Source organism: Streptomyces sp. NPDC052040, from assembly GCF_044548405.1.
In the GTDB taxonomy this organism is placed as follows: Bacteria; Actinomycetota; Actinomycetes; order Streptomycetales; family Streptomycetaceae; genus Streptomyces.
On sequence record NZ_JBIUBV010000001.1, the window covers coordinates 1,165,798 to 1,191,247 of the forward strand.

Consider the following 25,450-nt stretch of genomic DNA (forward strand, 5'->3'; position numbering starts at 1 on the left):
CAGCGGTGCGTCACCCGTTCACGCCGAGGCGTTCGGCGAGGTGGTCGCCGACGCGCAGGGCGTTGGCGATCGCGGTCAGGGACGGGTTCACCGCGCCGATGCTCGGGAAGAAACTCGTGTCCACCACATAGAGGTTGTCCAGGTCATGGGCCTTGCAGTGGACGTCAAGCGCCGAGGTGCGCGGATCGTCCCCGAAGCGGACGGTACCGGCCTGGTGGGCGGTGGCGCCGATGGGCATGCCCTTGTGCAGATAGAGATGACGGGGCAGCAGATGGTGCCGGTGCATGCCCAGACTGCCCAGCATTCCCTGGAGTCTGTGCCGCAGTCGGGTCACCCCGGCGATGTTGTTCCCCTCGTCCAGGGCCAGATGGATGGAGCCCTCGCGGTCCACGGTGACCCGGTTCTCGGGGCGGGGCAGATCCTCGCCGCAGAGCCAGAAGTCGACCGCATGGTGGGCGAGCGTCTCGAACGGCAGATCCGGCATCGCCAGCGCCGCCCAGTGCGGAGCCTCACCGCGGATCTGCTCGGCGTCCGACTTGCCGAGCATCTGGATGCCGCCGAGCGGGTACTCCCAGTCGTCGGCGCCCAGATACCAGTCGTTCAGCGCCAGTGTCTTCTGGAACCGGGTGTCGTTGGGCTCCAGCGACACCGCCATCAGGGCCAGATTGTTGTGGCGCAGGTAGTGGCGGCCGACCACGCCCGAGGCGTTGGCCAGCCCGTCCGGATGCCGGTCGCAGGCCGAACGCAGCAGCAGGGCGGCGGAGTTCACCGCCCCGCACGCCACCACCACGATGTCCCCGTGATAGCGCACGGTCGCGGGACCGGCGGTGCCGTCCCGCTCCGCGGGGGCGTGTTCCGCGACGACGGCGGTGACGGTGCGTCCGCTGCCGTCCGTCTCCAGCCGCCGCACGGTGGCGCCCGTGACCAGAGTGACGTTGTCGTGGCGCAGCGCGGGATCGACACAGATGACCTGGGCGTCCGACTTGGCCAGCAGCAGACAGGGGAAGCCGTCCACCCGGTCGCAGCGGATGCACGACCCGTCCGCGGTCGGACGGCCCTGCGCGTCCTGCACCAGATCGACCCCGATGGGCAGATGGAACGGATGCAGGCCCTGCTTCTCCAGATCGTCGCTGAGCCGCTGGATCCTGGGCTCGTGCCGGACCGGAGGGAAGGCGTAGGGGGCGCTCGCGGGCCCCTCGGTGGGATCCTCGCCATGGCGGCCGTGCACCCGGTAGAGATGCTCGGCCCGGGTGTAGTAGGGCTCGAAGTCCGTGTAGTCCAGGGGCCAGGCGGGAGAGACGCCGTCATGGTGGCGCAGCTCCCCGAAGTCCTCGGGACGCAGCCGGAAGAGGGCGGCGCCGAAGAACTTGGTGTTCCCGCCGACGTAGTAGTTCACCTCCGGCGGGAAGGCCTGGCCGTGCCGGTCGTACCAGACCTCGGGCGCCCGGTACTTGGCCCGGACGAAGACGGCGGAGGAGTCCCAGTTGTCGCGCTCCCGCGGCAGGTAGTCACCGCGCTCCAGGATGAGGACGCGCGCGCCGGTGGGCGCCAGCCGGTGGGCGAGGGTGCCGCCCCCCGCGCCGGATCCGATGACGATGACGTCGTAGTGCCGGTCCTCGGACATGGGCCCCCTTCACAGGATCGCGATCGGATTGACGGGACTGCCGGTGCCCCCCGGGATCCTGAGCGGTGCGACCACGCACAGGAAGGACCAGCGCCCCCGCTCGGCGCAGAGCGGCACGAGGTCCTCGAACTGGAGATAGTCCAGCAGATGGACCCCCATGGCATGGATGGCGAGCACATGGACGGGGAAGGCGACCCCGGGGATCGTGCCGGGCGCGGCGTCGCTGTTGCTGTCGCAGCCCAGGACCGCGACCTCCCGCTCCGCGAGGAACTCCAGCGCGCCCGGGTGCAGACCGGCCCGCGCCTGCGCGGCGTCCCAGGGCCCCATGGCCCTGCGCCGCCGCCGGTGCCCGACCCGCACGAACAGCAGGTCCCCCGGGCCGACGCGGACATTCTGCGCGGCCTCCGCGGCCCTCAGGTCCTCGGCGGTCACCTGGGCGCCGGGCTCCAGCCACGGCACCCCGTACAACCCCGGGATGTCCAGCAGGACTCCCCGGCCGGTGATCCCGTCGCGGGCGAGGTCGACGGAGAGCGCGGTGGCCCCGTAGGTGGTGAGGGCGCTCAGCGGGGTGCCGCCGTAGAGGGTTCCCTCCCAGATGACATGGCACAGCGCGTCCAGATGGCTGTCGGCGTCGCCGTGGATGTTCATCGCCAGCCGGTCCAGGGCGAAGTGCAGCCCCTCGGCGGCCGAGGCGGGCGGGACCGGGGCGGTCAGCCAGTGCCGCGCCGGGTCGGGGTCGTCGGGCTCCTGCCGGGTCTCCACCGGGGCGGCCATCGACACCGTACGCCCGCTGCGGACCTCACCGGCCGCCTGCCGCACCAGCTCGGGTGTGATGCGGTCCAGGGCACCGCGAGGGGAGGGACCGGCCGCCCGCAGACGCCGGTACAGCGCCCGGAAGCCGTCCGGCCCCAGGGCGGGCGGATCGCTCATACCGGTGTGATGCGCCACGGAGGTGACTCCTCGTCTTCCGGCGGGAGGACGGGCCGGTCGGCGGCCTCGTCCAGGGCGTCGTCGAGAGAGGAAGCCGCCATGATCAGCGAAAGATGGGTGAAGGCCTGCGGGAAGTTGCCCAACTGCTCGCCGCCGGGGCCGATTTCCTCGGCGAACAGGCCGACGTGGTTGGCATAGGTCTGCATCTTCTCGAAGGTGTAGCGCGCCTTGGCCAGCTGGCCCGAGCGGGCCAGGGCGTCGACATAGAGGAAGGTGCAGAGGCTGAAGGTCCCCTCCGTGCCGCGTAGTCCGTCGGGTGAGGCGCCGGGGTCGTAGCGGTAGACCAGGCTGTCCGAGACCAGGGTGCGGTCGATGGCGTCCAGGGTCGTCAGCCACGCGGGGCTGAGCGGGGCGAGGAAGCCCAGCCGGGGGAGCAGCAGCAGCGAGGCGTCCAGGACATCGCTGTTGTAGTGCTGGACCAGCGCCTGTTTCCGCTGGTTCCAGCCGCGCTCCATGACCTGGTCGAGGATGGTGTCGCGGGCGGTGGTCCAGCGCGTGGTGTCCGCCGGGCGGCGCCAGTCCTGGGCCAGCCGCAGCCCGCGGTCGAAGGCCACCCAGCACATCACCCGGCTGTAGGTGAAGTCCCTGCGTCCGCCGCGGGTTTCCCAGATGCCTTCGTCGGGCCGGTCCCAGGACTCGGCGAGCCAGTCCAGGGTGCGGCCGAGCCCCTTCCAGCCGTGGTAGCCGACATGGGTGCCGATGTTGCTGCTCTCGGCGAACGCGTAGAGGGCCTCCCCGTAGATGTCCAGCTGGAGCTGGTCGGCCGCGCCGTTTCCGGCGCGGACCGGTGCGGAGCCCTGGTAGCCCTCCAGATGCCCGAGGATCTCCTCGGGCAGATGAGGGTCCCCGTCCACCCGGTACATGATCTGGAGCGGTTCCCCGTCGGGGCCCGCCTGGTCGTGCAGCCGGTCTCCCAGCCAGCGGACGAAGGCGTTCGCCTCCTCGACGAAGCCCAGGTCGAGCAGGGCGCGCACGGACAGGGAGCCGTCCCGGATCCAGGTGTAGCGGTAGTCCCAGTTGCGCTCCCCGCCGATCTGTTCCGGCAGGCCCATGGTGGCCGCGGCGATCGGGGCTCCGGTGGGCGCGTAGGTGAGCAGTTTGAGGGTGATGGCCGAGCGGTGCACCATGTCGGGCCAGCGTCCCCGGTAGCGGCAGGTGCGGACCCAGCGCTGCCAGAAGCCGACGGTCTTCCAGATCTCGCCGGACACCTGCTCCGCGGTGGGCTGCGGGGGCGGGGGACCGCCGGGCTCGCAGACGGTGAAGACCGCGGCGGCGACCTGGCCCTCGTGCAGGGTCACCTCTCCGGTGACGTCCTGCCCGTCGCGCCGCAGCGGAAAGGTGCTCCGGAGATGGGCGGCGATGGCGGGGGAGTGGAAGGACGCGGCGTTCTCGCCCAGTTCGAGGGTGTGCTCGGCCCGCGCGTAGTCGAACCGGGGGCGGCACTCCAGGGCGAAGCGGACCGTGCCCCGCACGGTCCGCACGGCCCGGACCAGGGTGTGGCGGTCGCCGGCCCGGTGGGGCTGGTGGACGGGCATGCAGTCGATGACCTCGCCCACACCGTCCGCCGACATGAACCGGGTCACCAGCACCGCGCTGTCCGGGTAGTACAGCTGCCGCCAGTTGCCGCCGTCCCCGCCGACCGGCGCCAGCCGGAAGTGGCCCCCGCGGTCGTGGTCCAGCAGGGCCGCGAAGATGCTCGGCGAGTCGAACCGCGGAGCGGCGAACCAGTCCACGACACCGCGCGCGGAGACCAGGGCGGCGGTCTGGAGATCACCCACCAGTCCGTGATCGGCGATCGGCGGATAGCGATCCATGCTCCCAATGTGAGCCATGGGGTGAGGCCGCGCGCGGCGAGTCCGGGCGCCCCCGGACGGTCACGCACACCACCCCGCAGCCCGCCGCGGACCCGCCGAACGGGGCCCCTCCAAGCCGCCCCGCAGCCCGTAGGACGGCGTTCTTCCGGGCGCCGAAGGAGTGAAGGCGCGGCCGAGTCGGGTTTCGCGGCGCGCCGCGTGCCGCCCGAGGTGGTGTCGTCGGGGGTGGTCGGCCGGAGGGCCGAGGCGGTCCCGGCCGGGTTCCGGGACCCCGGCGACGGGAGGCGAGCGTGGGCACCAGCGTGGAAGAGGCCCTGAAGACCGGCGGCATTCCGCTGCTGAAGGGGCAGAAGGCGCTGGTCACCGGCGCCAACTCCGGGATCGGCAGAGCGACCGCCATCGGCCTCGGCCGGGTGGGCGCCGATGTCGTCGTCAACTATGTCGCCGATGCGGACTCCGCGCAGGATGTGGTCCGGGAAATCGAGGGCTTCGGCGTACGGTCCTACGCCCATGAGGCGGATGTCTCCCAGGAGGACCAGGTCGTGGGCATGGTGTCCCGCATGGTGGAGGAGATGGGCACCCTCGACATCCTGGTCGCCAACGCCGGTCTCCAGCGGGACGCCGCCCTCACGGACATGACCCTCGCCCAGTGGCAGAAGGTCCTGGACGTCAACCTCACCGGGCAGTTCCTGTGCGCGCGCGAGGCGACCAAGGAATTCCTGCGCCGGGGCGTGGTCCCCGAGGTGTCGTCCTCCGCCGGGAAGATCATCTGCATGAGTTCGGTGCACCAGATCATCCCCTGGGCCGGACATGTGAACTACGCGTCCTCCAAGGGCGGTGTCCTGATGATGATGGAGACCATGGCCCAGGAGCTGGCACCGCACCGGATCCGGGTCAACGCCGTCGCGCCCGGCGCGATCCGCACCCCCATCAACCGCAGCGCCTGGGACACCCCGCAGGCCGAGGCGAGCCTGCTGAACCTGATCCCCTACGGCAGGGTGGGCGAACCGGAGGACATCGCCCGCGCGGTCGCCGTACTCGCCTCCGACCTGCTCGACTACGTCGTCGGCGCCACCCTCTACGTCGACGGCGGGATGACCCTGTTCCCCGGCTTCGCCACGGGCGGCTGACCCGCCGGGAGGTGTCGATCGGCCCCGGTTGGGCACTCGGATGAGGTGTCCTCTACGGAGAAGCCCGTGACCGTCGCGACCAGTCCGGCTCCGCGGGAGCGTGCCTGGGTGCCACCCGGGGTGTACGAGCCCCAGCAGGACACCTGGCTGCTGCGCCGGGCCCTGCACCGCGAGCCGATCGCCCCGGGCGCGAACGTGCTGGACCTGGGGACCGGCACCGGAACCCTCGCCCTGACCGCCGCCCGGCTCGGCGCGCGGGTCACCGCGGTCGACATCTCCCGGCGGGCGGTGTTCGCGACCCGGGTGAACGCGCTGCTCAGCGGGCAGCGCATCAGCGTGCGCCGCGGTGACCTCACCTCGGCCGTGCCCGGGCGCAGCTTCGACCTGGTGGTCAGCAACCCGCCGTACGTCCCGTCACCCCGGCGCGCCGCGCCCCGCGGTGCCGCGCGCGCCTGGGACGCCGGAGGGGACGGCCGCCTGCTGCTGGACCGCATCTGCGACGCGACGACCACCCTGCTGCGCCCGCACGGCGTGCTGCTGGTGGTGCACTCCGCGCTGTGCGGGGTCGAGGAGACACTCGCACGGCTGTCCGGGTCGGGGCTGAACGCCGTCGTCACCGACCGGGCGCGGGTGCCCTACGGCCGGGTGCTGCTCTCCCGGCTCGGCTGGCTGCGGCAGCGCGGACTGGCGGGCGACGGCCTGGAGGAGGAGTTGGTGGTCATCCGTGCCGTACGAACCTGAAGACGGAGCCGATGCGCGGCCCGGTCGCGCGCGGGTCTGCCGGATACGTGTCGAACGTGACGGCCCGCTGCTGGTCGAGGGGCCGGTGGAGATCACCGGCCCGGACGGGGTGCCGGTGGTGAGCCGGAGGTTCGCCGTGGCCGTCTGCACCTGTCGGCGCAGCCGTGCCTACCCCTGGTGCGACACCAGCCACCGCCGCCGGGAGCGACGGGGGCCCGGGCCCGGGGAGGGGGGGAGACCCGAGTGACGCTCACCCGGACCGAACCGCGCCGCTTCAGCCCGCCCCTGCCGCCGCCGAGGGGCCCGCTCTCGCGGGCGGTGATCGCGGCCCTGCGGGAGAACTCCCCGCTCCGCGAGCCCGAGGAGAGCGATCCGTACGGGGAGGACCTCCAGCTCGCGCTGTATGTGCTCTACGAACTGCACTACCAGGGGTTCGACGGGGTCGACGACGACCGCGAGTGGGAGCCCGCGCTCCTCGCCTTCCGCCGCGCCCTCGAAGCACGCTTTCTGGCCGCCCTGCGGGACGACGTCCCCGACGACGGTACGGGCGCGCAGCAGGCCCTCGACGAACTCCAGCTCGAACCGGTCGGCGACGACGGCACCGGCGTCTCCCACTACCTCAGAAGCGGGAGCAGGCTGGAGCACCTGCGGGAGTACGCGGCGCTGCGCTCGCTCTACCACCTGAAAGAAGCCGACCCGCACGCGTGGGTGATCCCCCGGCTGCACGGCCGGGCCAAGGCGGCCATGGCGGCGGTGGAGTTCGACGAGTTCGGCGCGGGGCGGGCCGACGAGATCCATGCCGGGCTGTTCGCGGACCTGATGGCGGAACTGGGGCTGAGCACGGCCTACGGGTACTACCTGGAGGCCGCCCCCGCCGAAGTGCTCGCGACCGTCAACCAGATGTCCCTGTTCGGACTGCACCGAAGCCTCAGGGGCGCGCTGACCGGCCACTTCGCCGCCGTCGAGGTGACCTCGTCGCCGGGCTCGCGTCGCCTTGCCGAGGCGCTGCGCCGGGCCGGTGCGGGCGCGGCCGCGCTGCGCTTCTACGAGGAGCACGTGGTGGCGGACGCCGTCCATGAACAGGTCGTACGCCATGAGGTGGTCGGCGGACTGCTGGAGAGCGAACCCGGTCTGGAGGCGGACATCGTGTTCGGCATCCGGACCACCGGCTTTCTGGAGGACCGGCTCGCCGCGCGGCTGCTCGGGGCGTGGCGCGCGGGCCGCCCGGCCCTGCGCACGGGGGCGCTGCCGCCGTACGCGGGCCCCGGAACACGCGGCGGCCCCGCCACCGCGTGACGGGCGTCAGGAACGCGTGTCGGATTCCTGCTCGGCGCGCTCGGCGTCCCGCTTCCGGAGCCGGGCGGTCTCCTTGCGGACCTCGGCCTGGGTGGCGCGCTCCTTCTCCAGCCACTCGGGCCGGTCCTGCTTGAGCGCCTCGATCTGCTCGGTCGTCAGGGCTTCCGTCACACCGCCGCGGGCGAGTCCCGCGATGGAGACGCCCAGCTTCGACGCCACGACCGGGCGCGGGTGCGGGCCGTTGAGTCGCAGCTCCCGCAGCCACTCCGGGGGATTCGCCTGGAGTTCGTTCAGCTCGGCACGCGAGACGACACCCTCCTGGAACGCGGCGGGGGTGGCGGGGAGGTACACACCCAGCTTCTTCGCCGCGGTCGCGGGCTTCATGGTCTGGGTGGTCTGGTGCGACGTCATGGTGTCCAGACTATCGGCCGTGTGGGGGACCTTCGACCACGCCCGGTAACCTGGCGGGGTGACAGGCTCGGAAACATCCCCCTCCTTCCGGCTCGCGTACGTCCCCGGGGTGACGCCCGCCAAATGGGTGCGGATCTGGAACGAACGCCTGCCCGACATCCCCCTCACCCTGCTCCAGGTCCCGGCGGCCGAGGCCACCGGGATGCTGCGCGAGCGGACCGCCGACGCGGGACTGGTGCGGCTCCCGGTGGACCGCACCGTCTTCAGCGCGATCCCCCTCTACACCGAGACGACGGTCGTCGTCGTCCCCAAGGACCATCTGGTGACCGCGGTGGACGAGGTGTCCCTCGCGGACCTCGCCGAGGAGGTCGTCTTCCACCCCCTCGACGACGTCCTGGACTGGGAGCGGCCGCCGGGGCAGCCCGCGTTCGAGCGGCCCGCCACCACGGAGGACGCGATCGAGCTGGTGGCGGCGGGAGTGGGGCTCCTGGTCGTGCCGCAGTCCCTGGCGCGCCTGTACCACCGCCGGGACCTCACCTACCGGACCGTGGCCGACGCCCCCCAGTCCGGGGTCGCCCTGTCGTGGCCGGAGGACGCCACGACGGACCTGGTCGAGGACTTCATCGGCATCGTCCGCGGCCGGACGGTGAACAGCACCCGGGGGCGCACCCCGGCAGGGGCCGACACCCGGTCCAAGGAGAAGCGCCCGGACGCGTCCGGAGCCCGGCGGGGGTCCGCGGCGGCCGGGACGGGCAAGCAGGGGAAGCCGACGGCCAGGAGCCCGCGGAGCGGATCCGGCGGCGCGGGGGGCAGCCGCCGCGGCAAGCCCCGCCGCCGTTCGTAGCCCCCCGGAGCTCCGGGGGCCGGAAGCCGGGCGTCAGCTCGCCGCCGAGCGGCCGATCGACTCCACCAGCGGAAGCAGCCGGTGCGGAACCCGCTCGCGCAGTGCCACCTCGGTGCGGGTGCGGACGACCCCCGGCAGGCTGATCAGCTTCTGGATGACGTCCTCCAGATGCGCGTTGTCCCGCGCCACCACCCGGGTCATCAGATCGCCGCCCCCGGTGATCGAGAACGCCTCGACGATCTCCGGCACGGCCGCGAGCGCATCGCCCACATCGTCCAGATGCCCCTGGGTGACCTCGATGTGCACAAAGGCGAGCACCGGGTGGCCGAGCGCGGCGGGGGACAGGGAAGGGGTCGTCCCGGTGATCACCCCGTCGCGCTCCAGCCGGTCCAGCCGGGCCTGGAGCGTGCCGCGGGCGACGCCCAGGATCCGGGCGTACTCCCGCACGCTGGTACGCGGCTGCTGGAGCAGCAGCCGCAGGATGCGTGTGTCGAGTTCGTCCACGGCCATGGTCCGTTGGCCTCCCCGTTGCCTGAGTGGATCAGGGATGACTGTACCAATGGCCCAGTGAACGGGGCACCGCTTGAGCCACTGCCGTACTGATGCTTTCCTTACGGGCATCAATGGCGCCGCGCAGCGCAGGACCGGTGACGAAGCCGGAAACCGTGCCCGCGGCGCCATTCTCATGTCCGGGCGGCACCACAGACAGGCAGGGGGCGGAACTCCGCAGTGAAGAAGATGTTCATGGCTCCGGATCCGGGGCTGTTCCGGCTCAGGGTCGCGCTGCGCGCGGTCCTCGGCATCGGCCTGGCCGTGACCCTGTGCGAGGCGGCCGGGCTGTCCCTGCCCGCCTCCGTCACCGGCGGTCTCGCCGCGCTCCTGGCGCTGTTCACGGTCGCCGACCCGACGGTGCGGGGCCAGGCGGTCACCACCGCGCTGCTGCCCGTCGCCGGACTGCCCGTCCTCACGCTCGCGACCACCCTGCACGGCATGCCCGCGCTGCGGGACGCGGCCTGGCTCGCGGTGGTCTTCGCCGGGGTGTACGCACGCCGCTGGGGGCCGCGGGGGAATGCGCTCGGCATCTTCGCCTTCATGAACTTCTTCGTCGCGCAGTTCCTGCACGCGGTCCCGGCCCTGCTGCCGGAGCTGTTCGCGGCCGTGGCGCTGTCCCTGGCGGCCTCGGCGGCGGTCCGCTTCGGCCTGTGGTGCGTGGAGCGCCGCACTCCGCCGCCCGCGGCACCCGCGCCGCTCGACGGGCGGGGCTGGGACCGGCCCGCCGTGCGGCAGGCCTTCCAGGCGACCGCCGCCTGTGCCTTCGCCGTCGCCGCGGGCCAGCTGCTGTCCGACCAGCGCTGGTACTGGGCCGTCGGCACCACCTGGTGGATCTTTGTGAACACCGCCTCGCGCGGCGAGACGCTGGTCCGGGGCTTCCGGCGGCTCGTCGGCACGGTCACCGGCATCGCCGCCGGACTGCTGGTCGCCGTACCGCTGCACGGCGCGCCCGCCCCCACGGCTCTGCTCATCGCCGCCTGTGTGTTCGGGATCTTCTACACGGCGGCGCTGTCCTACAGCTGGATGATGTTCTTCGTCACCGTCATGGCGGGCCTGCTGTACGGGCTGCTCGGTGTGCTGCACCCGGGGCTGCTCGGACTGCGCCTCGCGGAGACCGGCGTCGGGGCGCTCGGCGCCGCGCTCGCCGTCGTTCTCGTCCTGCCGGTCACCACCCATGCGGTCACCGACCGGTGGGTGCACCGGGCCGTGCACGCCGTGCACGGCTGCACCACCGCGGCGGCACGGCGGCTGGCGGGCGACGAGGCGGCGGACCCCGCCTCCCGCGCCACCGAGCTGGAGACGCTGCTCGGGCGGGTGCGAGCGGCCCTCGCACCGCTGGTGCACCCGCTGAACCCGCTGGTGGCCCGTAAGGCCCGGGCCCGCCAGGTGCTGGCCCTGCTCGACCGCTGCGTCCGGGAGGCCCATGGCCTCGCGGCCGTGGCCGCCGACCCCGACGCCTCCCACGACGCCCGCCTCACCGCGGCCTGCCGACGCGTCGAGGCCGCGGTGGAGGCCCTGCTCGGAGCTGTCCCCGAACGCCTCCTCGCGGCGGACCAGGGCGTTCCCGGCCACCACCCGGGCGCCGAGCGGGCCCTCGGGCACCTCCACGACCTGGAGCGGGCCCTGCTGGCGCTGGCCACACCGCTGCGCGGCCCGATCCCGGCCGGGATCTGACCTCCCAGAGGCCCCCCTCGTGGTCTAGACCTGCTGCTACGGTCGTCCCGGCGACGTCGACGAGAGGGGACGGCAGTGGCGGACGGCAGCAGGCGGAGGGCGTACATCGGCTCCTTCACGACGGCGGGAGGGCACGGCATCCGCACGGCGGACGTCGACCCGGACAGCGGAGCACTGACCGCCCTCGATGTCCACGAAGGGCTGCCCGACCCCTCGTACCTGGCCCTGTCCGGGGACCTGCTCTACGCGGTCAGCGAGGCGCCCGACGGCGCGGTCGCCGCATACCGCGCCGACGGAGACCGGCTCGAACCCGCGGGCCCGCCGGTCCCCGTCGGCGCGGGCCCCACGCATCTCAGCCTGCACTCCGGTCATGTCCTGACCGCCGACTACGGCTCCGGCAGCGTCACCGCCGTCCCCCTGCGCGCCGACGGCACCCTGGCGGACCGCGCGTCCGGCGTGCTCCGGCACCGCGGCTCGGGCCCCGACCCCGAGCGCCAGCAGGAACCCCACGCCCATCAGGTACAGCCGGATCCCGGCGGCCGCTGGTTCCTGACGGTCGACCTGGGCACCGACTCCGTCCGGGTGTGCACCCTGCGGGACGGCGTCCCCCGGCTGCACCGCGAGACCCGGCTGCCCGCCGGATCCGGTCCGCGCCATCTCGCCTTCCACCCCGGCGGCGACCGCGTCTACGTCCTGAACGAGCTGACGCCCACCGTCGCCGTCTGCCGCTGGGACGCCGTATCCGGAGCCCTCGAACCGGTCTCCGAGACCCCCGTGCTCCCGGAGCCGCCCACCGGCGACGCCTACCCCTCCGGGATCGCCGTCTCCCCCGACGGACGCTTCGTATGGACCGCCACCCGGGGGCAGGACCTGCTGTCGGTACTCGCCGTCGAGGGCGGCGGACTGCGTCCGGTGGCCGCGGTGGCGTGCGGGGGCGTCTGGCCACGGGCGATCACCCTGGCGCAGGGACGCCTCTACGTCGCCAACGAGCGCTCCGGTGACGTCACCTGGTTCGTGCCGGACCCGGAGACGGGGGTGCCGCTGCGGGGCGGTTCCCTGCGGGTACCGGCCGCCTCCTGCGTCGTCCTCGGCTGACCGGCGGCTTCGACCGCACCGCCGCCGCTGTCGGCCGTCCTCGGGGGCCGACAGGGCGAAGGGCCCGCTCCTCCACGGGAGCGGGCCCTTCGTCGTACGGACGCCGGGGCGGCCTCAGTGCGCCGGAGCGCCCTGCGGCTGCTGCGGGGCGATCCCCAGGGCCGTCGTGTACTTGGCCAGCGCCAGCTTGCCGATCGCCGGGTAGGCGCCGAGCGCCTCGGCGGCGGCGCAGCCCGCCTCCTCGGCGGCCGCGGCCAGCAGACCGGCCTCCAGCTCAGGACCGATCAGATACGGTGCGAGCGCGAGCTGCTGCGAGCCCGAGGAGCGCAGCTGCTCGGCGACGGCCGTGATCGAGCCCTCCTGGTCGAGCGCCGCCGCCATCACCGGCACCGCGAGCCGCGCGGCCAGCAGCATGCCGGTGATCCCGGCCGCCTGCACCGCCTCCTCGCCGCCCACGGACGCGAGGACAATGCCGTCCGCGGCCGTCGCCACGGTGAACAGGCGGGCCCGGTCGGCGCGGGCGAGACCGGCCTCCGACAGGCGCACGTGCAGCGCCTCGGCGAGCAGCGGGTGCGGGCCGAGCACATCGGTCAGATCGGCCGCGACACGGCTGTCCATCACGGCCTGGCGGACACGGCGCAGCAGCGCGCTGTCCGGACCGGCCAGCAGAGGCACCACGACGGCGACGGGGCCCTCGGGCTCCTTGGCCTCCACACCGGCCGCGACGGCCTGCTCATAGCGGGCGGTGCGCTCCTCGGAGGCATGGGTGAGGACGGACCCCAGCATCGGGAACTCGGCGTCGTCCCCGTCCAGGTACCCGATCCGCGCGTCGAGACCGGGCAGCTCGGAACGCGCGATGCTCACGACCTCCTCGGCGAGGCTGCGCGTGGCGGCGCTGGGCGTGCCCGGCACCGCGAGGACAAGCGCGGGTGCGCCCTCGGGAGCCGCCAGCGGTTCGGGACGGCGGTGCCTCCCGGGCTGACGGGGTCGCGGCATTCGTACAGGCAGGCCAGATGCGGGCCCAGTGGAGGAGCTCATGGCGCCGCATGCTACTGGCTTGGTGGGCTCCCCTGTTCGGGGAGGGTGCAGGTGAGCGGTATCCGTCCGGTTTTGTCTGATGAGTTACGTACGGAGGAGAAGTGATCGATACCGTGTGACATTCCCGTCGTGCACCCGCGACAACACCCCGCCTCCGGCAGGCGGAATCACGCGCCCGGCACGGTCACGACGGTGAGCAGCCGCTCGTCGTGCGGCAGCTCCAGTGCGCCGTCCGCGAGGGCGAGGGCGATCCGCACGGCGCCGTGCAGCGGGTCGCCCTCGGCGGAGACCGGCCGGGCGTGCGGAAGCCGCCGCGCCAACTCCTGACGCAGCGGCACGAGGAGCGGGTCGCCCAGGCGGAACAGGCCGCCGGTGAGGGCGACATGAGGATGCCCGGAGTCGGGGCAGACGGCGGCCGCCGACTCGGCCATGTGGTGCGCGGCGGCCGCCAGGATGTCCGCCGCCACCGGGTCCCCGGCGGCGCACGCGGCCACCTCGGGCGCGAAGGAGGCCAGCACCGCGGCCCGGTCCTGGCGCGGATACAGCTGGCCGGGCAGTCCGGCCACCGGGCCGAACAGCGCCTCCGCCCGGCTCCGCAGGCGGTGCGAACCGCCGGGCCGCCCGTCGTGGGCGCGCAGCGCCGCCTCCAGACCCGCCCGGCCGATCCATGCCCCGCCGCCGCTGTCGCCCAGCAGATGGCCCCAACCGTCCGCCCGGCGCCAGCTCTTGAGGTCCGTGCCCAGCGCGATCAGCCCGGTTCCGGCCGCGACCACCGCCCCGGGGCGCGCGCCGAGCGCACCGGCGTAGGCGGTGACGGCGTCCGCGGCCAGGGCGACCCTGCGCACCCCCAGCGCACCGGCCAGTGCGTCCGGCAGCACGGTCCGCAACTCGTCGCCCAGGGTGGCCAGACCGGCCGCACCGATCACGGCCGCCCCGATCCGGGTGCCGCCCCTGCCCGCCCCCAACCGCTCGGCCAGCGGCAGCAGTTGCTCCAGCAGATGTCCGGCGTCGATGCCCCGGGGACCGGTCCGCACGGGCTCCCGGGAGATGAGGGGAGCCGTCGCCGCGGACGCCGGACCGCCCGCCGGGGCCAGGGCGACGCGCAGGCCGGAACCCCCGGAGTCCACGGCGAGGACGGCCTCCGGGACCGGCGGACCGTCGCCCGGAGGCGTCACGGCAGACGCCAGTCCACCGGCTGTGCGCCCTGCCCCAGCAGCAGATCGTTGGCGCGGCTGAAGGGCCGCGAGCCGAAGAAGCCCCGGTCCGCCGACATCGGGGACGGATGCGCGGACTCGACCGACGGCACCTCACCGAGCAGCGGCCGCAGATTGCGTGCGTCGCGGCCCCACAGAATGGACACCAGCGGCTTACCGCGCGCCGCCAGCGCCCGGATCGCCTGCTCGGTGACCTCTTCCCAGCCCTTGCCCCGGTGCGCTGCGGGACGGCGGGGGGCCGTGGTCAGCGCCCTGTTGAGCAGCAGCACCCCCTGCTGGGTCCAGGGGGTGAGGTCACCGCTCGACGGCTGGGGCAGGCCCAGGTCGGTGTTCAGCTCCCGGAAGATGTTGATCAGGCTGCCCGGCAGCGGGCGCACGTCCGGGGCGACCGAGAACGACAGGCCCACCGCATGTCCCGGTGTGGGATAGGGATCCTGTCCGACGATCAGCACCCGGACGTCGTCGAAGGGCTGCTGGAAGGCCCGCAGGACGTTCGGCCCGGCGGGCAGGTAGGTGCGCCCCGCGGCGATCTCCGTGCGCAGGAAGTCGCCCATCTCGGCGATCCTTCCGGCCACGGGCTCCAGAGCCTTCGCCCAGCCGGGTTCGACGATCTCATGCAACGGTCGTGGTGCCACGGGCGTCACCCTACTGCCGGGCAGGGGCCGACGATCAACCGGTGGCCCGAGGCCGACCGGGAATGACCGGCCCCGGTGCCGACCGGGGCCGGAAGGCGCCTTCTTCGGTCCATACCCGTCACCGTCGGGTCAGCCGATCAGCGCGGCCCGTACACACAGCACGTCCGGCAGATGGGAGGCGAGCTGCTGCCAGCTGTCGCCGTCGTCCGCCGACGCGTACAACTCGCCGTTGCGATTGCCGAAGTACACGCCCGCCGGATCCCCGTCGTCCGTGCAGAGGGCGTCGCGCAGCACCGTGCCGTAGTGGTCCCCGGCGGGCAGGCCCGCCGTGAGCGGCTCCCAGCTCCCGCCCGCGTCCGCCGTGCGGAAGACACGGCAGCGGCGGTCCGCCGGGACCCGGTCCGCGTCCGCGTTGATCGGGAACACATAGGCGGTGTCCGCGCGGTGCGGATGGGCGGCCGCCGCGAAGCCGAACGTGGAGGGCAGTCCGTCCCCGATGTCCGTCCAGTGCGCGCCGGCGTCGTCGCTCCGGTACACCCCCCAGTGGTTCTGGAGATACAGCCGGTCCGGCCGTGCCGGGTCCTGGGCGATCTTGTGGACGCACTGGCCGAACTCCGGGTCCGGGTCGGGCAGGAAGACCGCGGACACACCCGAGTTGGACGGCTCCCAGCTCGCGCCGCCGTCCCGGGTCCGGAACACCCCGGCCGTCGACACGGCCACGGTGACGGCCCGCGGGTCCCGGGGGTCGGTCACCACCGTGTGCAGGCCCTCACCACCGCCGCCCGGCACCCATCGGTCGCGTGTCGGGTGCTCCCAGAGCGGGCGCACCAGCTCGAAGCTCTCCCCGCGGTCCTCCGAGCGGTACAGCGCGGCAGGCTCCGTACCCGCGTACACGACGTCCGGCTCCGCGGCCGCCGGGTGCAGCTGCCAGACCCGCTCCAGCGAAGCCCCGGTGTCCTTGGGGAACTTGACCGCGGGCCGGGCCGGCTCGGTCCAGGTGCGGCCCAGGTCGTCCGAGTGGAAGACGGAGGGCCCCCAGTGCGCGCTGTCCCCGCCCGCGAGCAGTCGTGGGGTCGCACCGCGGGTGTCGATGGCGACCGAGTACACCGCCTGCGCGTTGAAGTACGGACCGTCGCCGAACTCCCATGTGCCGCCCTGGCGCCGCGCGATGAACAAGCCCTTGCGCGTGCCCACGGCGAGCAGTACCCCGCCCACGCCGACCACCTCCGAAACGCCTTCGTCCCAGACACCGGCCAGTCTGCACCCCGGCACTGACACTCGCTCCCCGCGCCCTGTTCGCGCAGGTCGGAGGCCGTGTCGCCGCCGGGCGCACAGGACTCGGCCCGGCATCCGGTGCCCGGGACCGCGGATGTCATATGAGCAGCGGCGGCGCGTCTCCCGTATGGGAGGGCGGTCGGGGGTATGCGTGTGTACGTGAGAAGGAGGGCATCGATGAGGCGGCCGGCATCGGTGACGGCGTTCCGCGGTCCCGGGGTGTGGTGGTGGCGATGGCGGCGCAATCCGCTGCGGCGGCGCAGTGACGCGCTGGAGGCCTGGGTGGTGCTGGCGGTGTGGCTGGCGACCGTGGTCGGGGGCGTGCTGACGGGGATCGCGGCGACGCACTCCGTGGAGCACGGCCTCGCCCGGGAACGGGCCGAGTGGCGCCCGGTGGTGGCCCTGCTGACCCGGGACGCGCCCAGGGAGACGGCGTCCGCGTCCGACCCGGAGCGCGTCTGGGCGGATGTGCACTGGACGGGGCCGGACGGTCGCTCCCACGCGGGCCGGGCGCGGGTGGCCGTCGGCAGCCGGACGGGTACGGCCGTGACCGTGTGGACGGACAGCCGCGGCTCCCTGGTGACCCCGCCCGTCTCGGGGTCCGAGGCGTGGATCCGCGCCGCGATGGTCGGGGTGCTGGTCGGGGTGAGCATCGCGGCGGTTCCCTATCTGGGCGGACGCATCGTCCGGGAACGCCTGGAACGGCGCCGGATGGCCCAGTGGGACGCCGCCTGGGCCCGCTTCGGCCCGATGTGGGGCCGCACGACAGGCTGACGCGGCCCGGCGGCCGGGGCCGGGTCCGGGACCCGGCGGGCCGCCTCAGGCGGGTTGCTGGTTCCGGGGCGGTTGCTGCCGTGCGGCGGTGCGCGCGGCGGCTCCGTCCGCGACCTGCCGGGCGGCCGTCATCAGGGCCTGCCAGTCCGGGAGCTTCACCACCGACCGGCCGAGCGAGGCGCCGAGCTCCGCTTCCGCCCGCTCGATCGCCAGCCACCCGGGCCATTCGACCGGCGCGGTGCCGTCCGCCCGCAGCAGCGGCAGCGCGTCCTCGGGCACCGCGCGCTCCCCGAGCGCGGGGGCGTCCTCGAGGAGCGAGGTCACCGTCTCCTTGGCGCAGGGCCGGTTGGTGCCGATCACGCCCGTCGGGCCCCGCTTGATCCAGCCCGCCACATACTCGCCGGGCGACACGGCGCCCTCCCGCAGCACCCGTCCCGCCTCGTTCGGCACGGTCCCGCTCCCGGCGTCGAACGGCAGTCCTTCCAGGGGCACTCCGCGATAGCCCACCGACCGCAGCACCAGCTGGGCCGCCACCTCCTCGTAGCGCCCGGTGCCGCCGACCCCGCCCGCGCCGTCCGGCGCCGTCCGCTCGAAACGCACCGCGCCCACACGGCTCTCCCCGCACCCGGGGCCCTGCTCGTCGAAGGGGCAGCCGTCCTGGGCGGCGAGCACTTCCACCGGCCGCAGGAAGAAACGCAGCCGGATCCGGCGCGGGGCGCCCCGCAACGGCGCCGCGGCCCAGGAGCGCAGCACCTCGATATTGCGGCGCTGGGCGGCGGGCAGTCCCGACGGGTCGGCGTAGTGCGGATCGAGGGCCAGCTCCTCCTCGTCCACGATCACCTCGGTGTCCGGCAGGGAGCCCAGCTCGCGCAGTTCCTTGGTGGTGAACCGGGCCTGGGAGGGGCCGCGCCGCGCCACCATGTGGATCTCCCCGACCGCGCTGGCGGCCAGCGCCGTGAGCGCGGCCTGCGGCATGTCGGTGGGGCTCAGCTCCGTCGCCCCCCGGGCCAGCATCCGGGTCACGTCCACGGCGACGTTTCCCGCTCCGATCACCACCGCCGTCCGCGCGCCCAGCACAAAGCCGTCGGCGGCGGAATCCGGGTGCGCGCTGTACCAGGACACGAACTCGGTCGCCGACCAGCTGCCCGGCAACTCCTCGCCGGGGATGTCCAGATGCCGGTCGGTGGCGGCGCCCACGCAGTAGACCACCGCGTGGTACAGCTCGCGCAGCCGGGCGGGCGGCACTCCGCCGGTGCCCACCTCGACGCCGCCGAGGAAGCGGATCCGCTCGTGCTCCAGCACCGTGCGCAGATTGTTCTGGAGCGACTTGATCTTCTCGTGGTCGGGTGCCACGCCGTAGCGCACCAGCCCATAGGGGCAGGGCAGCCGGTCGAGGACGTCGACACGCACCTCGGGGTCCTGCTGGACAAGGCTCTGGGCGGTGTAGACCCCGCTCGGCCCGGAGCCGACGACGGCGACATTCAGCACGGCGGAACTCCCTCGCTGAGGAGATCGCTGGTGGCTCCAGCATGGCACCGGGCACGGCGGGAGGGGAGGGATCGTGGCGCTGGGCCGACGGGGTACGGAGCGGGACCCTGCCGTGCGTGGCTCTTCGCATGGTATGTGATCGCTCGCTTACGTTACGTATATGTTGGAAGCGTCCTTTGGGGATTTTTCCGATCACTTCCGATCCGATGTCTCCTCCGACGGGCCGGTGTCCGTATGGCCCGCGTGGGAGGTGCAGGAGTGCGGAAGCGTCACGTCATGGTTCGCGGTCCGGCTCGATCTCCCCGACGGGGGACGGGTGGACGTGCTCGCGGTGGCATCCGGCGGATGCGTGGGGATCGAGGAGGTCAGGGCGCAGCCGCCGCTGTCCCTCGACGATCTGACGGCGCTCGCCGACTGGATCGAGGGGCCCCTGATCGCCGCCTGCGGCGGCGATCCCGCACCGTCCGACGAGCCGCTCGAGTCCTCCGGGTCCGCCGGGGACGCGGGAGCGACTCCCGGGTCCGGCGGGACCCTGGTGCGGGACGCCTTCTGGCCGTCCGGCGCCGAGGGGATGCGCCTGGTGGCCGAGGAGTACCTCGCGGCCCAGGGGCAGGGGGCCGACCCGGTGCTGGCGGTGATGGCCGCGACCGGCCGCAGCCGCCGCGGCTCTCTGAAACTGATCGGCGGGGCGCGGGACGCGGGCTTCCTGACACCACGTCACACCCGCGACTGAGCAGGGCCGTCGGCACCCACGGCGGGAGCGCGGCGCTAGCCGTCCCGGTCGGGCTGCTCCGGGGAGCGGCTCTCCGTCGCGAAGAACCGTGACAGATCGGTGCCGTGCGGCTCGCCCGCGCCCGCGATGTCCTGCGGCGCCCCCATCTCCGGTGCGAGTCCGTACCGTTGGAACAGCTCCGCCCGCAGCACCGGCAGCGGCATCGGGGCGCCGGGCACCAGTGCCGCGTAGACCGCGCCCATCAACAGCGCCCGCAGTCTCGGATAGTCGCTGTCGGGGTCGGGCGACCCGTACCGGGCGACCGTGTCCCGCAGCAGCTCGGCCAGCCGCTGCTGTTCGGGGCACTGCACAAACCCCTCCGCCTGCAAGATGCCCGCCATGTGCTGGCGCATCAGGACGGGGTGACGGACCGTCAGTCCGAGGACGGCGTCGACGGTCCGCGCCAGCCGCTCCCGGCCGTCCCCGGTGCGCGGCTCGCGTTCCAGGGCCTCTTCCAGGGTGCGGTGCATCAGCCGGTGCACGGCGGACTGGAGGAGCTGCCGCTTGCCGGTGAAGTAGTACGACACCAGGCCGCGCGCGGAACCGGCCCGGTCCGCGATGTCGCCGAGCGTCGTCGCGTCGTAGCCGCGTTCGCTCACCAGCTCGACCGCGGCCTGGAGAAGCCGCTCCCGTGAGCGCCGTCGCAACTCTTCATTGACCGAGGGGCTGCGCGGGGACATCCTGGACTCCTGCGTTGACTGGCTTTCAGCCAATATACTCAGCGCATCCGGACCGTGCCTCGGAGGCCGGTCTCCGGGTGAGGTCTGCCCTGGGCCACACGGGGGATGGTCCAGGGCAGACCCCGCACTCCCGCCGTCCCGTCCCTCTCACGGCCCGGGGTCAGGTGTCGCAGCAGCGCTCCACCCTTCCTAGAGTGGGCACGAGCCCCCGAGGAGGCGTACCCATGGACCAGGAGCAGATCCTCACCCGGATCTCGGCGATGGTGGACGAGGAGCGCGGACTGCGTGACGCGCTGCGGTCCGGCCGGATCGACAGCACCACGGAGCACGAACGCCTCGCGGAACTGGAACGCGCGCTCGACCAGTGCTGGGACCTGCTGCGCCAGCGCCGCGCCAAGGCGGAATTCGGCGACAATCCCGACGACGCCCGGGTCCGCCCGGCGTCGCAGGTCGAGGACTACGAGGGCTGACCCGGGGCCGGTCCGGCAGGTTCAGCCCACCAGGTCCAGCACGGGACGCAGTGCGTCCGGGCGCTCGGCGGCCGGCCGGTGGTCCACGAAGTGCACCGCACAGCCCAGGTCCGCCGCACCGCCGTCGGCCCGGCGGTCGTCCCCCACCATCAGCGCCTGCCCCGGAGCCACCCCGAGCGCCTCGCAGGCCAGCGCGAACAGCCGGGTGTCCGGCTTCTGGACGCCGTGCTCGTACGACAGCACATAGGCGTCCACATACGCATCCATGCCGTGCTCCCGGAAGACCGGGCGCAGATCCCAGCCGATGTTGCTGACCACTCCGACCGCCAGGCCCCGCTCCCGCAGCGCCGACAGCACTTCGGCCGCATCGGGGTAGGGCTCCCAGGCTGCGGGCGTCATATGGCGGTCGTACAGCGCCTCATGGAGCCGCGGATCGGGCAGCGGCACCCGACGGGACAGACCGGTGTACGCGGCCCGGTGCGCCTCGGCGCTGCGGTCGCGGACCGCCCACAGCGCCGCCAGACCGTCCGGCAGGGGAGCCGTGGGACCGGCGCCCCCGGCCAGGGCCCCCGCCGCCTCCAGCCGCGCGGCGGTCCGCGTCAACTCGGCCTCGGACAGGGCGAGTCCGGCCTCCGCCACCACGGCACGCAGCCATGACCCGGTCGACTCGATACGGAAGAGGGTCCCGGAGAAGTCGAAGAGCACACCCTTGATCGCCATGGCACCGATCCTCGGGTGAGCCGTTCGGGCGGGTCAAGAGTCGTCCCGGCGGGCCCAACGGTCGGCCGTACCGTAGCGCCGCGCGACTAGCCCAGGGCGCGCAGCCCCGGAACGAACGCCACCAGCACCGGAATCACGGGCACCAGCGCCGCGGTCGCCGTCAGTCGGAGCCGGTGCGCCGCCGGAAGCCGGTCCGGGGGAGTGAGGAGCCGGTGGACGCGCTGGGGCACATGGGCCTGCGGAGTGGCGCAGGGGCCGAACACCCCCCGGTCCTCGTTGAGTTCCACCAGCGCGAGCGCGGTGGTGAGGCGGCCGTGACGGCGGGACGCCATGTCGTCGGCGGCGAGTTCGACCAGCCGGTGCATCTCGTCGCGGAACGCGGCGAAGACCGGCACCTGCGGAAACCCGTGGGCCAGCGCCGCCGAGGAGTGCAGAAGCCAGTCGTGGCGGGCCCGTGCGTGGCCCTGTTCATGGGCGAGCACCGCGTCCAGCTGTCCGCCTTTGAGGCGGCGCAGCGCGGCCGTGGTGATGACCAGCCGGGGTGTCGCCCCGGGCAGCCACCAGGCGTCCGGGCGCTCCCCCTCCAGAACCACCAGCCGGTCGCCACCGGGCCTCTCCCCGGGCAACTCCGGCGCGCGGACGAGCAGTTCGGCCCGGCTGCGCCGACGGTGCGCCCGGACCCGCAGAATCTCCCGCGCCAGCATCAGCGCGCTCCACACCCCGGCGGAGGCGAGCGCCACGGCGGTCGTCGCGGCCCAGGGGCCTCCGGTGCCCGGCGCGTAGGCGTCCATGACACCGCGCGGTGCGGAGGCGAACACATGGCCCCGCACGGCGCCCCAGGCCACGGCCGCGCTGAGGGTCATCGACAGTGCGCAGCACACCAGAACGGCTGCCACCACGCACTGCCACACCCACAGGGCGACCACCGGCTCCCGGTCCGGCCAGTCCGCCCGGGCGAGCAGCCGCGGAGCGAGCATGGCGGCCAGCGCGCCGAGCAGCAGCAGTGCCGCGGGGACCATCATGGGCCGAAGCCTATGAGCGGGGCGGCGCCCCGGGATACGTACTCTCGCGGCAAAGTGACGTACGCCACGGTTTCGTTGACCCGTACCGCGCCGGGCCGGTGCGGCCGTGTGCGGGCACCGCGGGGTGCTTCAGAAGCCCAGAAGCATCGCCAGCATCGCGATGGCCATGGACAGGCGGCAGGCGCGCGCGAGTTCGGGGCGGTCGCCCCAGCCCGCGGGGCGGCCACCCCCGGGCGCGGCCACCGCGGCGACCGGCACCAGCCGCACCCCCGACCACAGCACATACGCCGTGAAGTAGAGCAGCAGCACCCCGGTCAGCGGGGCGATGCCGCCGTGTTCGTGGTGTTCGTGGTGACCGGCGGAGGAGGACATCGCCGCCGCCATGTAGGCCATCGCCCCGCTCCCCATCGCATGGTGCAGATGACCGGCGTCGCTGCGCGCCGCCCACAGGGCGTGCAGGGTCACCCCGCCGAAGACGAGCGCGCAGCCGATCCAGAGTCCCCGCGGCGGAGCCGCGACAGCGGCGGGCACGGCCATCATCGCCATGCCGAACCCCATCAGCGCCTCGCCTCCCGCGGCCCGGCGCTGCTCCTTCGGGCCGCTGCGCATGCGCAGCAGGCAGTAGGCCCCGGTCGCCGCGCACAGCGCGACGAGCAGCCAGCCGGGTGAAGCCGGTTCTCCGTGCACCGCGCGCCTCCCCCTCCAGTCGGCGACAGACGCAGGGGGTTATGCCCGTGACCGTCGGTGCGCAAGCGAGCGCACAGGGGTACGCCGGGGGAGCGCGGAGCCGGAGTCGCAGGTGGCGGCGGTCGAAGGACCGCTTCGGCAGGCATTCCGCGAATACATTTTACGAGTAAAACACCTGTTAATCTTATGGGTATGAGCCGTCCGTCCCACAGAGCCTCCCGTGTCCGCCCGCTGCCCCTGACCGGCCTTCTGCGCCTCAAAAGCCCCTCGGAGATCTGGTTCAAGCCCGCGCTGAGCGTGGTCGCCGCGGCCGCCCCGCCCAATCTGGCCCTGCTCGCCCTCGGCCGGCTCGACCTCGCCGTCTACACCATGGCCGGCTCCCTCTGCGCCCTGTACGGACACAGCCGCCCCTATGCCGCCCGCGCCCGCACCCTCGCCCTGGTCGTCCTCGGCATGCTCGGCGGCCTTGCGACCGCCCTGCTCACCGCCGCGTTCACCACCGAGGCGGTGGTGCTGGTGGCCGTGGGCGCGCTGCTCGCGGCCGTGCAGAAGGCGCTGTGCGACGCCTCCGGCATCGGGCCGCCCGGAAATGTGATCTTCACCTTCATCAGCTCGGCGTCCCTCTTCGCCCCGCAGACACCGGGCCAGGTGCCCGGCCATCTCGCCCTCGCCGCGGCGGCCGGTGCCTGGGCCTGGATCGTCTGCATGGCCCCCGGGCTGCTGCGGCCCCATGGTCCCGAGCGCCGGGCCACCGCCCATGCGCTGGGCGCGGCCGCCGCGTTCGCCGAGACCGGTACGGCCGCCGCCCGGGCGGGCGCCGCGGCCGCCGTGCACACCGCCTGGCAGTCGCTGCTGTCCGCCGGGGCCCGCCCGGCGCCCCGGCGCGCCCTGGAGTTGCTGGTCGTGCGGGCGGAGATCGCGCTCGCGGCCCCAGCCGACAGCGAGCCCGAGACGCTGCGCAACTGGGCCCGCGCCCTGCGGGGCACCGGCCCGGTGCCCCGGCCGGACGACCTCGGCGAAGCCGCCGACGAACTCCTCGGCGCCGAGGCGGAACTCGACAGCCCCGCCCCTCCGCTGCACCGAAGGCTCGGCCCGCTGGCCCCCCTCGCGCTGCGCACCGCGCTCGGCTGCGCCCTCGCCGGATACGCCTCGCTCGCCTTCGGTGTCGGCCGCCCCTACTGGGCGCTGGTCACCGCGGCCTCGCTCTACCAGGCCAATGTCACCCTCACCTGGAGCCGTGGAGTCCAGCGCGTCGTCGGAAACCTGGTCGGCGTCCTGCTGTTCGCGGCCATCGTGCCCCTGGCCCACCAGAGCGGGCTGGCCCTGGTGCTGTGCGGTCTCGCCCTCAACTTCGGCGCCGAGGCCCTGATCACCCGCAACTACTGGCTCGGCAGCGTCTGTGTGACCCCGATGGCGCTGATCGTCACCGAGTTCGCCCGCCACCAGGAACCGGGCGCCCTGATCACCGACCGCGTCCTGGACACGCTGCTCGGGGCGCTCTTCGGCTTTGTCGCCGCGGTCGCCGTCACCAACCGGCGCGCCGGGAATCGCCTCGAACGCGCGCTTGAGGACCTGGAGCGGTCCCGGGTGCGCGCGGCCGGTGCCCTGGCCGCCGACAACCCCGGTGCGGGCGCCCTGGAGACCGCGCGGCGGGACCTCGCCGCCGCGGTGGTGGACCTGCGTGCGGTGGCCGACGCGGCGGCGGGCGAATGGTGGCAGCGCGCCCTGCCGGAGGAGCGCGTACTGCGCGCCGAGCAGGCCGGACACCGTACGCTCGCCGCGACGGTACGACGGCAGCGACGGCGCACTTCGGAGGGCACACGGGCATGACGGCAGGCAAGGGACGGGCGGAGGCCGGCGGTGACGGCACGGAAGGACGCGGCCGGGCGAGCGACACCGTCGCCACCGTGGTGCGCCAGTGGCAGGCCGTCCGCCCGGACATCGACACCGGTCCCATGGAGATCATCGGCCGCGTCAACCGCTGCGCCGCCCTCCTCCAGCAGGCCGAGGACGCGCCGCTGCGGCACGCCGGGCTCACCCGGCCCGAGTTCGACGTCCTCGGCGCGCTGCGGCGCAGGGGCCGCGAGCTGACCCCCAGCGAGATCGCCCGCGAGACGTTCTCCTCCGGTGCCGCCGTCACCAAGCGCCTCAAGCAGCTCACCGAACGCGGACTGGTCGAACGGCGCGGCGACACCCGGGACCGCCGCGTCGCCCATGTCCGCCTCACCGAAGCGGGACGCGACCTGGTCGACGGCGTCCTGCCCGAGCAGCTCTCGTACGAGCGGACAGTGCTCTCCGGCCTCAGGGACCAGGAGCAGTCCGAACTCGCCTCACTGCTGGGGGAACTGCTCGTCCAACTGGAGGGACGCCTGGGCGCATCACGTCTCGCGCCATGAGCGGCCCCGGACCTCGGCTCCCGGGCATCGGCCGTCCTGGACCGCGGCTCCCGCGCCGCAAGCGGTCCGAGACCCCGGGCTCCCGCGCGTCGGCCGCCCGGGCACCGG

General features: G+C 73.8%; 26 protein-coding genes. 12 read left to right on the top strand and 14 right to left on the bottom strand.

Annotated features, from left to right (window positions below; translation table 11 throughout):
- Positions 1 to 10 precede the first annotated feature (10 nt).
- From ACIHAA_RS04900 to ACIHAA_RS04910, 3 genes are read right to left on the bottom strand one after another with little or no spacing between them, the layout of a single operon-like run.
- Positions 11 to 1,624, bottom strand: a complete 1,614-nt coding sequence (locus ACIHAA_RS04900; protein WP_399813150.1) for a GMC oxidoreductase — start codon at positions 1,622 to 1,624, stop codon at positions 11 to 13.
- Positions 1,625 to 1,633: 9 nt separating this feature from the next.
- Complete coding sequence (locus tag ACIHAA_RS04905; protein ID WP_399813726.1) at positions 1,634 to 2,554, bottom strand: cyclase family protein; 921 nt, start codon at positions 2,552 to 2,554, stop codon at positions 1,634 to 1,636.
- On the bottom strand, positions 2,551 to 4,428 hold the full coding sequence (locus tag ACIHAA_RS04910; RefSeq protein ID WP_399813152.1) for a glycoside hydrolase family 15 protein: 1,878 nt from the start codon (positions 4,426 to 4,428) through the stop codon (positions 2,551 to 2,553). The genes ACIHAA_RS04905 and ACIHAA_RS04910 overlap by 4 nt, the downstream gene beginning before the upstream one ends.
- Before the next feature lie 335 nt (positions 4,429 to 4,763).
- Between ACIHAA_RS04910 and ACIHAA_RS04915 the strand changes: the two genes are divergently transcribed.
- The 4 genes from ACIHAA_RS04915 to ACIHAA_RS04930 all read left to right on the top strand — a co-directional run bounded on the left by ACIHAA_RS04915 (position 4,764) and on the right by ACIHAA_RS04930 (position 7,595).
- Positions 4,764 to 5,558, top strand: coding sequence for an SDR family oxidoreductase (locus ACIHAA_RS04915; protein ID WP_399813728.1), 795 nt, complete (start codon positions 4,764 to 4,766; stop codon positions 5,556 to 5,558).
- 66 nt (positions 5,559 to 5,624) lie between these two features.
- Positions 5,625 to 6,299: a HemK2/MTQ2 family protein methyltransferase gene (locus ACIHAA_RS04920; protein WP_399813154.1), complete on the top strand. Its 675-nt coding sequence runs from the start codon at positions 5,625 to 5,627 to the stop codon at positions 6,297 to 6,299.
- Positions 6,283 to 6,546: a CDGSH iron-sulfur domain-containing protein gene (locus ACIHAA_RS04925; protein ID WP_399813157.1), complete on the top strand. Its 264-nt coding sequence runs from the start codon at positions 6,283 to 6,285 to the stop codon at positions 6,544 to 6,546. The genes ACIHAA_RS04920 and ACIHAA_RS04925 overlap by 17 nt, the downstream gene beginning before the upstream one ends.
- Positions 6,543 to 7,595, top strand: coding sequence for an iron-containing redox enzyme family protein (locus ACIHAA_RS04930; RefSeq protein WP_399813160.1), 1,053 nt, complete (start codon positions 6,543 to 6,545; stop codon positions 7,593 to 7,595). Before ACIHAA_RS04925 ends, ACIHAA_RS04930 begins: the two co-directional genes overlap by 4 nt.
- A gap of 6 nt (positions 7,596 to 7,601) precedes the next feature.
- Here ACIHAA_RS04930 and ACIHAA_RS04935 read toward each other — a convergent pair whose 3' ends face one another.
- Positions 7,602 to 8,006, bottom strand: a complete 405-nt coding sequence (locus tag ACIHAA_RS04935) for a DUF5997 family protein (protein WP_399813163.1) — start codon at positions 8,004 to 8,006, stop codon at positions 7,602 to 7,604.
- A 58-nt stretch (positions 8,007 to 8,064) separates the two neighbouring features.
- Between ACIHAA_RS04935 and ACIHAA_RS04940 the strand changes: the two genes are divergently transcribed.
- The gene (locus ACIHAA_RS04940) at positions 8,065 to 8,850 is read left to right on the top strand and encodes a LysR family substrate-binding domain-containing protein (RefSeq protein WP_399813170.1); all 786 of its coding nucleotides are present in this window, start codon (positions 8,065 to 8,067) and stop codon (positions 8,848 to 8,850) included.
- 33 nt (positions 8,851 to 8,883) lie between these two features.
- Here the strand turns inward: ACIHAA_RS04940 and ACIHAA_RS04945 are convergent, their stop codons facing one another.
- The gene (locus ACIHAA_RS04945; RefSeq protein ID WP_399813173.1) at positions 8,884 to 9,360 is read right to left on the bottom strand and encodes an Lrp/AsnC family transcriptional regulator; all 477 of its coding nucleotides are present in this window, start codon (positions 9,358 to 9,360) and stop codon (positions 8,884 to 8,886) included.
- Positions 9,361 to 9,588: 228 nt separating this feature from the next.
- Here ACIHAA_RS04945 and ACIHAA_RS04950 point away from each other — a divergent pair, with 228 nt between their 5' ends.
- Positions 9,589 to 11,076 (top strand): FUSC family protein, encoded by a 1,488-nt coding sequence (locus ACIHAA_RS04950; protein WP_399813730.1) that lies wholly within the window; start codon positions 9,589 to 9,591, stop codon positions 11,074 to 11,076.
- 75 nt (positions 11,077 to 11,151) lie between these two features.
- Entirely contained in the window at positions 11,152 to 12,171 is a 1,020-nt protein-coding gene (locus ACIHAA_RS04955; protein WP_399813175.1) for a lactonase family protein, read from the top strand.
- Between the two features lie 114 nt (positions 12,172 to 12,285).
- On the opposite strand, the gene ACIHAA_RS04960 is transcribed toward ACIHAA_RS04955, so the two are convergent.
- The 4 genes from ACIHAA_RS04960 to ACIHAA_RS04975 all read right to left on the bottom strand — a co-directional run bounded on the left by ACIHAA_RS04960 (position 12,286) and on the right by ACIHAA_RS04975 (position 16,330).
- On the bottom strand, positions 12,286 to 13,209 hold the full coding sequence (locus ACIHAA_RS04960; RefSeq protein ID WP_399813177.1) for a sirohydrochlorin chelatase: 924 nt from the start codon (positions 13,207 to 13,209) through the stop codon (positions 12,286 to 12,288).
- Between the two features lie 167 nt (positions 13,210 to 13,376).
- A complete protein-coding gene (locus ACIHAA_RS04965; protein WP_399813179.1) occupies positions 13,377 to 14,384 on the bottom strand; it encodes an N-acetylglucosamine kinase in 1,008 nt (335 codons plus the stop codon).
- Positions 14,381 to 15,058 (bottom strand): uracil-DNA glycosylase, encoded by a 678-nt coding sequence (locus ACIHAA_RS04970; RefSeq protein ID WP_399813182.1) that lies wholly within the window; start codon positions 15,056 to 15,058, stop codon positions 14,381 to 14,383. The genes ACIHAA_RS04965 and ACIHAA_RS04970 overlap by 4 nt, the downstream gene beginning before the upstream one ends.
- A 129-nt stretch (positions 15,059 to 15,187) precedes the next feature.
- Complete coding sequence (locus ACIHAA_RS04975; protein ID WP_399813185.1) at positions 15,188 to 16,330, bottom strand: WD40/YVTN/BNR-like repeat-containing protein; 1,143 nt, start codon at positions 16,328 to 16,330, stop codon at positions 15,188 to 15,190.
- Between the two features lie 180 nt (positions 16,331 to 16,510).
- Between ACIHAA_RS04975 and ACIHAA_RS04980 the strand changes: the two genes are divergently transcribed.
- Positions 16,511 to 17,107: a hypothetical protein gene (locus tag ACIHAA_RS04980; RefSeq protein ID WP_399813188.1), complete on the top strand. Its 597-nt coding sequence runs from the start codon at positions 16,511 to 16,513 to the stop codon at positions 17,105 to 17,107.
- 45 nt (positions 17,108 to 17,152) lie between these two features.
- On the opposite strand, the gene ACIHAA_RS04985 is transcribed toward ACIHAA_RS04980, so the two are convergent.
- A complete protein-coding gene (locus ACIHAA_RS04985) occupies positions 17,153 to 18,595 on the bottom strand; it encodes an FAD-dependent oxidoreductase (protein ID WP_399813191.1) in 1,443 nt (480 codons plus the stop codon).
- 226 nt (positions 18,596 to 18,821) lie between these two features.
- On the opposite strand from ACIHAA_RS04985, the gene ACIHAA_RS04990 reads away from it, so the two are divergent.
- Entirely contained in the window at positions 18,822 to 19,328 is a 507-nt protein-coding gene (locus ACIHAA_RS04990; protein WP_399813194.1) for a DUF6214 family protein, read from the top strand.
- Positions 19,329 to 19,363: 35 nt separating this feature from the next.
- On the opposite strand, the gene ACIHAA_RS04995 is transcribed toward ACIHAA_RS04990, so the two are convergent.
- A complete protein-coding gene (locus tag ACIHAA_RS04995; RefSeq protein WP_399813197.1) occupies positions 19,364 to 20,047 on the bottom strand; it encodes a TetR/AcrR family transcriptional regulator in 684 nt (227 codons plus the stop codon).
- A 224-nt stretch (positions 20,048 to 20,271) separates the two neighbouring features.
- Here ACIHAA_RS04995 and ACIHAA_RS05000 point away from each other — a divergent pair, with 224 nt between their 5' ends.
- Complete coding sequence (locus ACIHAA_RS05000; RefSeq protein ID WP_399813199.1) at positions 20,272 to 20,517, top strand: DUF2630 family protein; 246 nt, start codon at positions 20,272 to 20,274, stop codon at positions 20,515 to 20,517.
- Between the two features lie 21 nt (positions 20,518 to 20,538).
- On the opposite strand, the gene ACIHAA_RS05005 is transcribed toward ACIHAA_RS05000, so the two are convergent.
- From ACIHAA_RS05005 to ACIHAA_RS05015, 3 genes are all read right to left on the bottom strand, one after another.
- The gene (locus ACIHAA_RS05005) at positions 20,539 to 21,237 is read right to left on the bottom strand and encodes an HAD family hydrolase (protein ID WP_399813202.1); all 699 of its coding nucleotides are present in this window, start codon (positions 21,235 to 21,237) and stop codon (positions 20,539 to 20,541) included.
- 86 nt (positions 21,238 to 21,323) lie between these two features.
- Positions 21,324 to 22,259, bottom strand: a complete 936-nt coding sequence (locus tag ACIHAA_RS05010) for a M56 family metallopeptidase (RefSeq protein ID WP_399813205.1) — start codon at positions 22,257 to 22,259, stop codon at positions 21,324 to 21,326.
- Positions 22,260 to 22,388: 129 nt separating this feature from the next.
- Entirely contained in the window at positions 22,389 to 22,946 is a 558-nt protein-coding gene (locus tag ACIHAA_RS05015; RefSeq protein WP_399813208.1) for a DUF5134 domain-containing protein, read from the bottom strand.
- A gap of 186 nt (positions 22,947 to 23,132) precedes the next feature.
- Between ACIHAA_RS05015 and ACIHAA_RS05020 the strand changes: the two genes are divergently transcribed.
- Together ACIHAA_RS05020 and ACIHAA_RS05025 are read left to right on the top strand one after the other, a co-directional pair.
- Positions 23,133 to 24,776: an FUSC family protein gene (locus ACIHAA_RS05020; protein ID WP_399813211.1), complete on the top strand. Its 1,644-nt coding sequence runs from the start codon at positions 23,133 to 23,135 to the stop codon at positions 24,774 to 24,776.
- A complete protein-coding gene (locus ACIHAA_RS05025; protein ID WP_399813213.1) occupies positions 24,773 to 25,342 on the top strand; it encodes a MarR family winged helix-turn-helix transcriptional regulator in 570 nt (189 codons plus the stop codon). Before ACIHAA_RS05020 ends, ACIHAA_RS05025 begins: the two co-directional genes overlap by 4 nt.
- The last annotated feature ends 108 nt before the right edge of the window (positions 25,343 to 25,450 follow it).

Excerpts from the sequence above, each read along its gene's own strand:
- ACIHAA_RS04900 (WP_399813150.1), bottom strand. The coding sequence starts at position 1,624 with ATGTCCGAGGACCGGCACTACGACGTCATCGTCATCGGATCCGGCGCG.
- ACIHAA_RS04905 (WP_399813726.1), bottom strand. The coding sequence starts at position 2,554 with ATGAGCGATCCGCCCGCCCTGGGGCCGGACGGCTTCCGGGCGCTGTAC.
- ACIHAA_RS04910 (WP_399813152.1), bottom strand. The coding sequence starts at position 4,428 with ATGGATCGCTATCCGCCGATCGCCGATCACGGACTGGTGGGTGATCTC.
- ACIHAA_RS04935 (WP_399813163.1), bottom strand. The coding sequence starts at position 8,006 with ATGACGTCGCACCAGACCACCCAGACCATGAAGCCCGCGACCGCGGCG.
- ACIHAA_RS04945 (WP_399813173.1), bottom strand. The coding sequence starts at position 9,360 with ATGGCCGTGGACGAACTCGACACACGCATCCTGCGGCTGCTGCTCCAG.
- ACIHAA_RS04950 (WP_399813730.1), top strand. The coding sequence starts at position 9,589 with ATGTTCATGGCTCCGGATCCGGGGCTGTTCCGGCTCAGGGTCGCGCTG.
- ACIHAA_RS04960 (WP_399813177.1), bottom strand. The coding sequence starts at position 13,209 with ATGAGCTCCTCCACTGGGCCCGCATCTGGCCTGCCTGTACGAATGCCG.
- ACIHAA_RS04980 (WP_399813188.1), top strand. The coding sequence starts at position 16,511 with ATGAGGCGGCCGGCATCGGTGACGGCGTTCCGCGGTCCCGGGGTGTGG.
- ACIHAA_RS04995 (WP_399813197.1), bottom strand. The coding sequence starts at position 20,047 with ATGTCCCCGCGCAGCCCCTCGGTCAATGAAGAGTTGCGACGGCGCTCA.
- ACIHAA_RS05000 (WP_399813199.1), top strand. The coding sequence starts at position 20,272 with ATGGACCAGGAGCAGATCCTCACCCGGATCTCGGCGATGGTGGACGAG.
- ACIHAA_RS05005 (WP_399813202.1), bottom strand. The coding sequence starts at position 21,237 with ATGGCGATCAAGGGTGTGCTCTTCGACTTCTCCGGGACCCTCTTCCGT.
- ACIHAA_RS05010 (WP_399813205.1), bottom strand. The coding sequence starts at position 22,259 with ATGATGGTCCCCGCGGCACTGCTGCTGCTCGGCGCGCTGGCCGCCATG.
- ACIHAA_RS05020 (WP_399813211.1), top strand. The coding sequence starts at position 23,133 with ATGGGTATGAGCCGTCCGTCCCACAGAGCCTCCCGTGTCCGCCCGCTG.
- ACIHAA_RS05025 (WP_399813213.1), top strand. The coding sequence starts at position 24,773 with ATGACGGCAGGCAAGGGACGGGCGGAGGCCGGCGGTGACGGCACGGAA.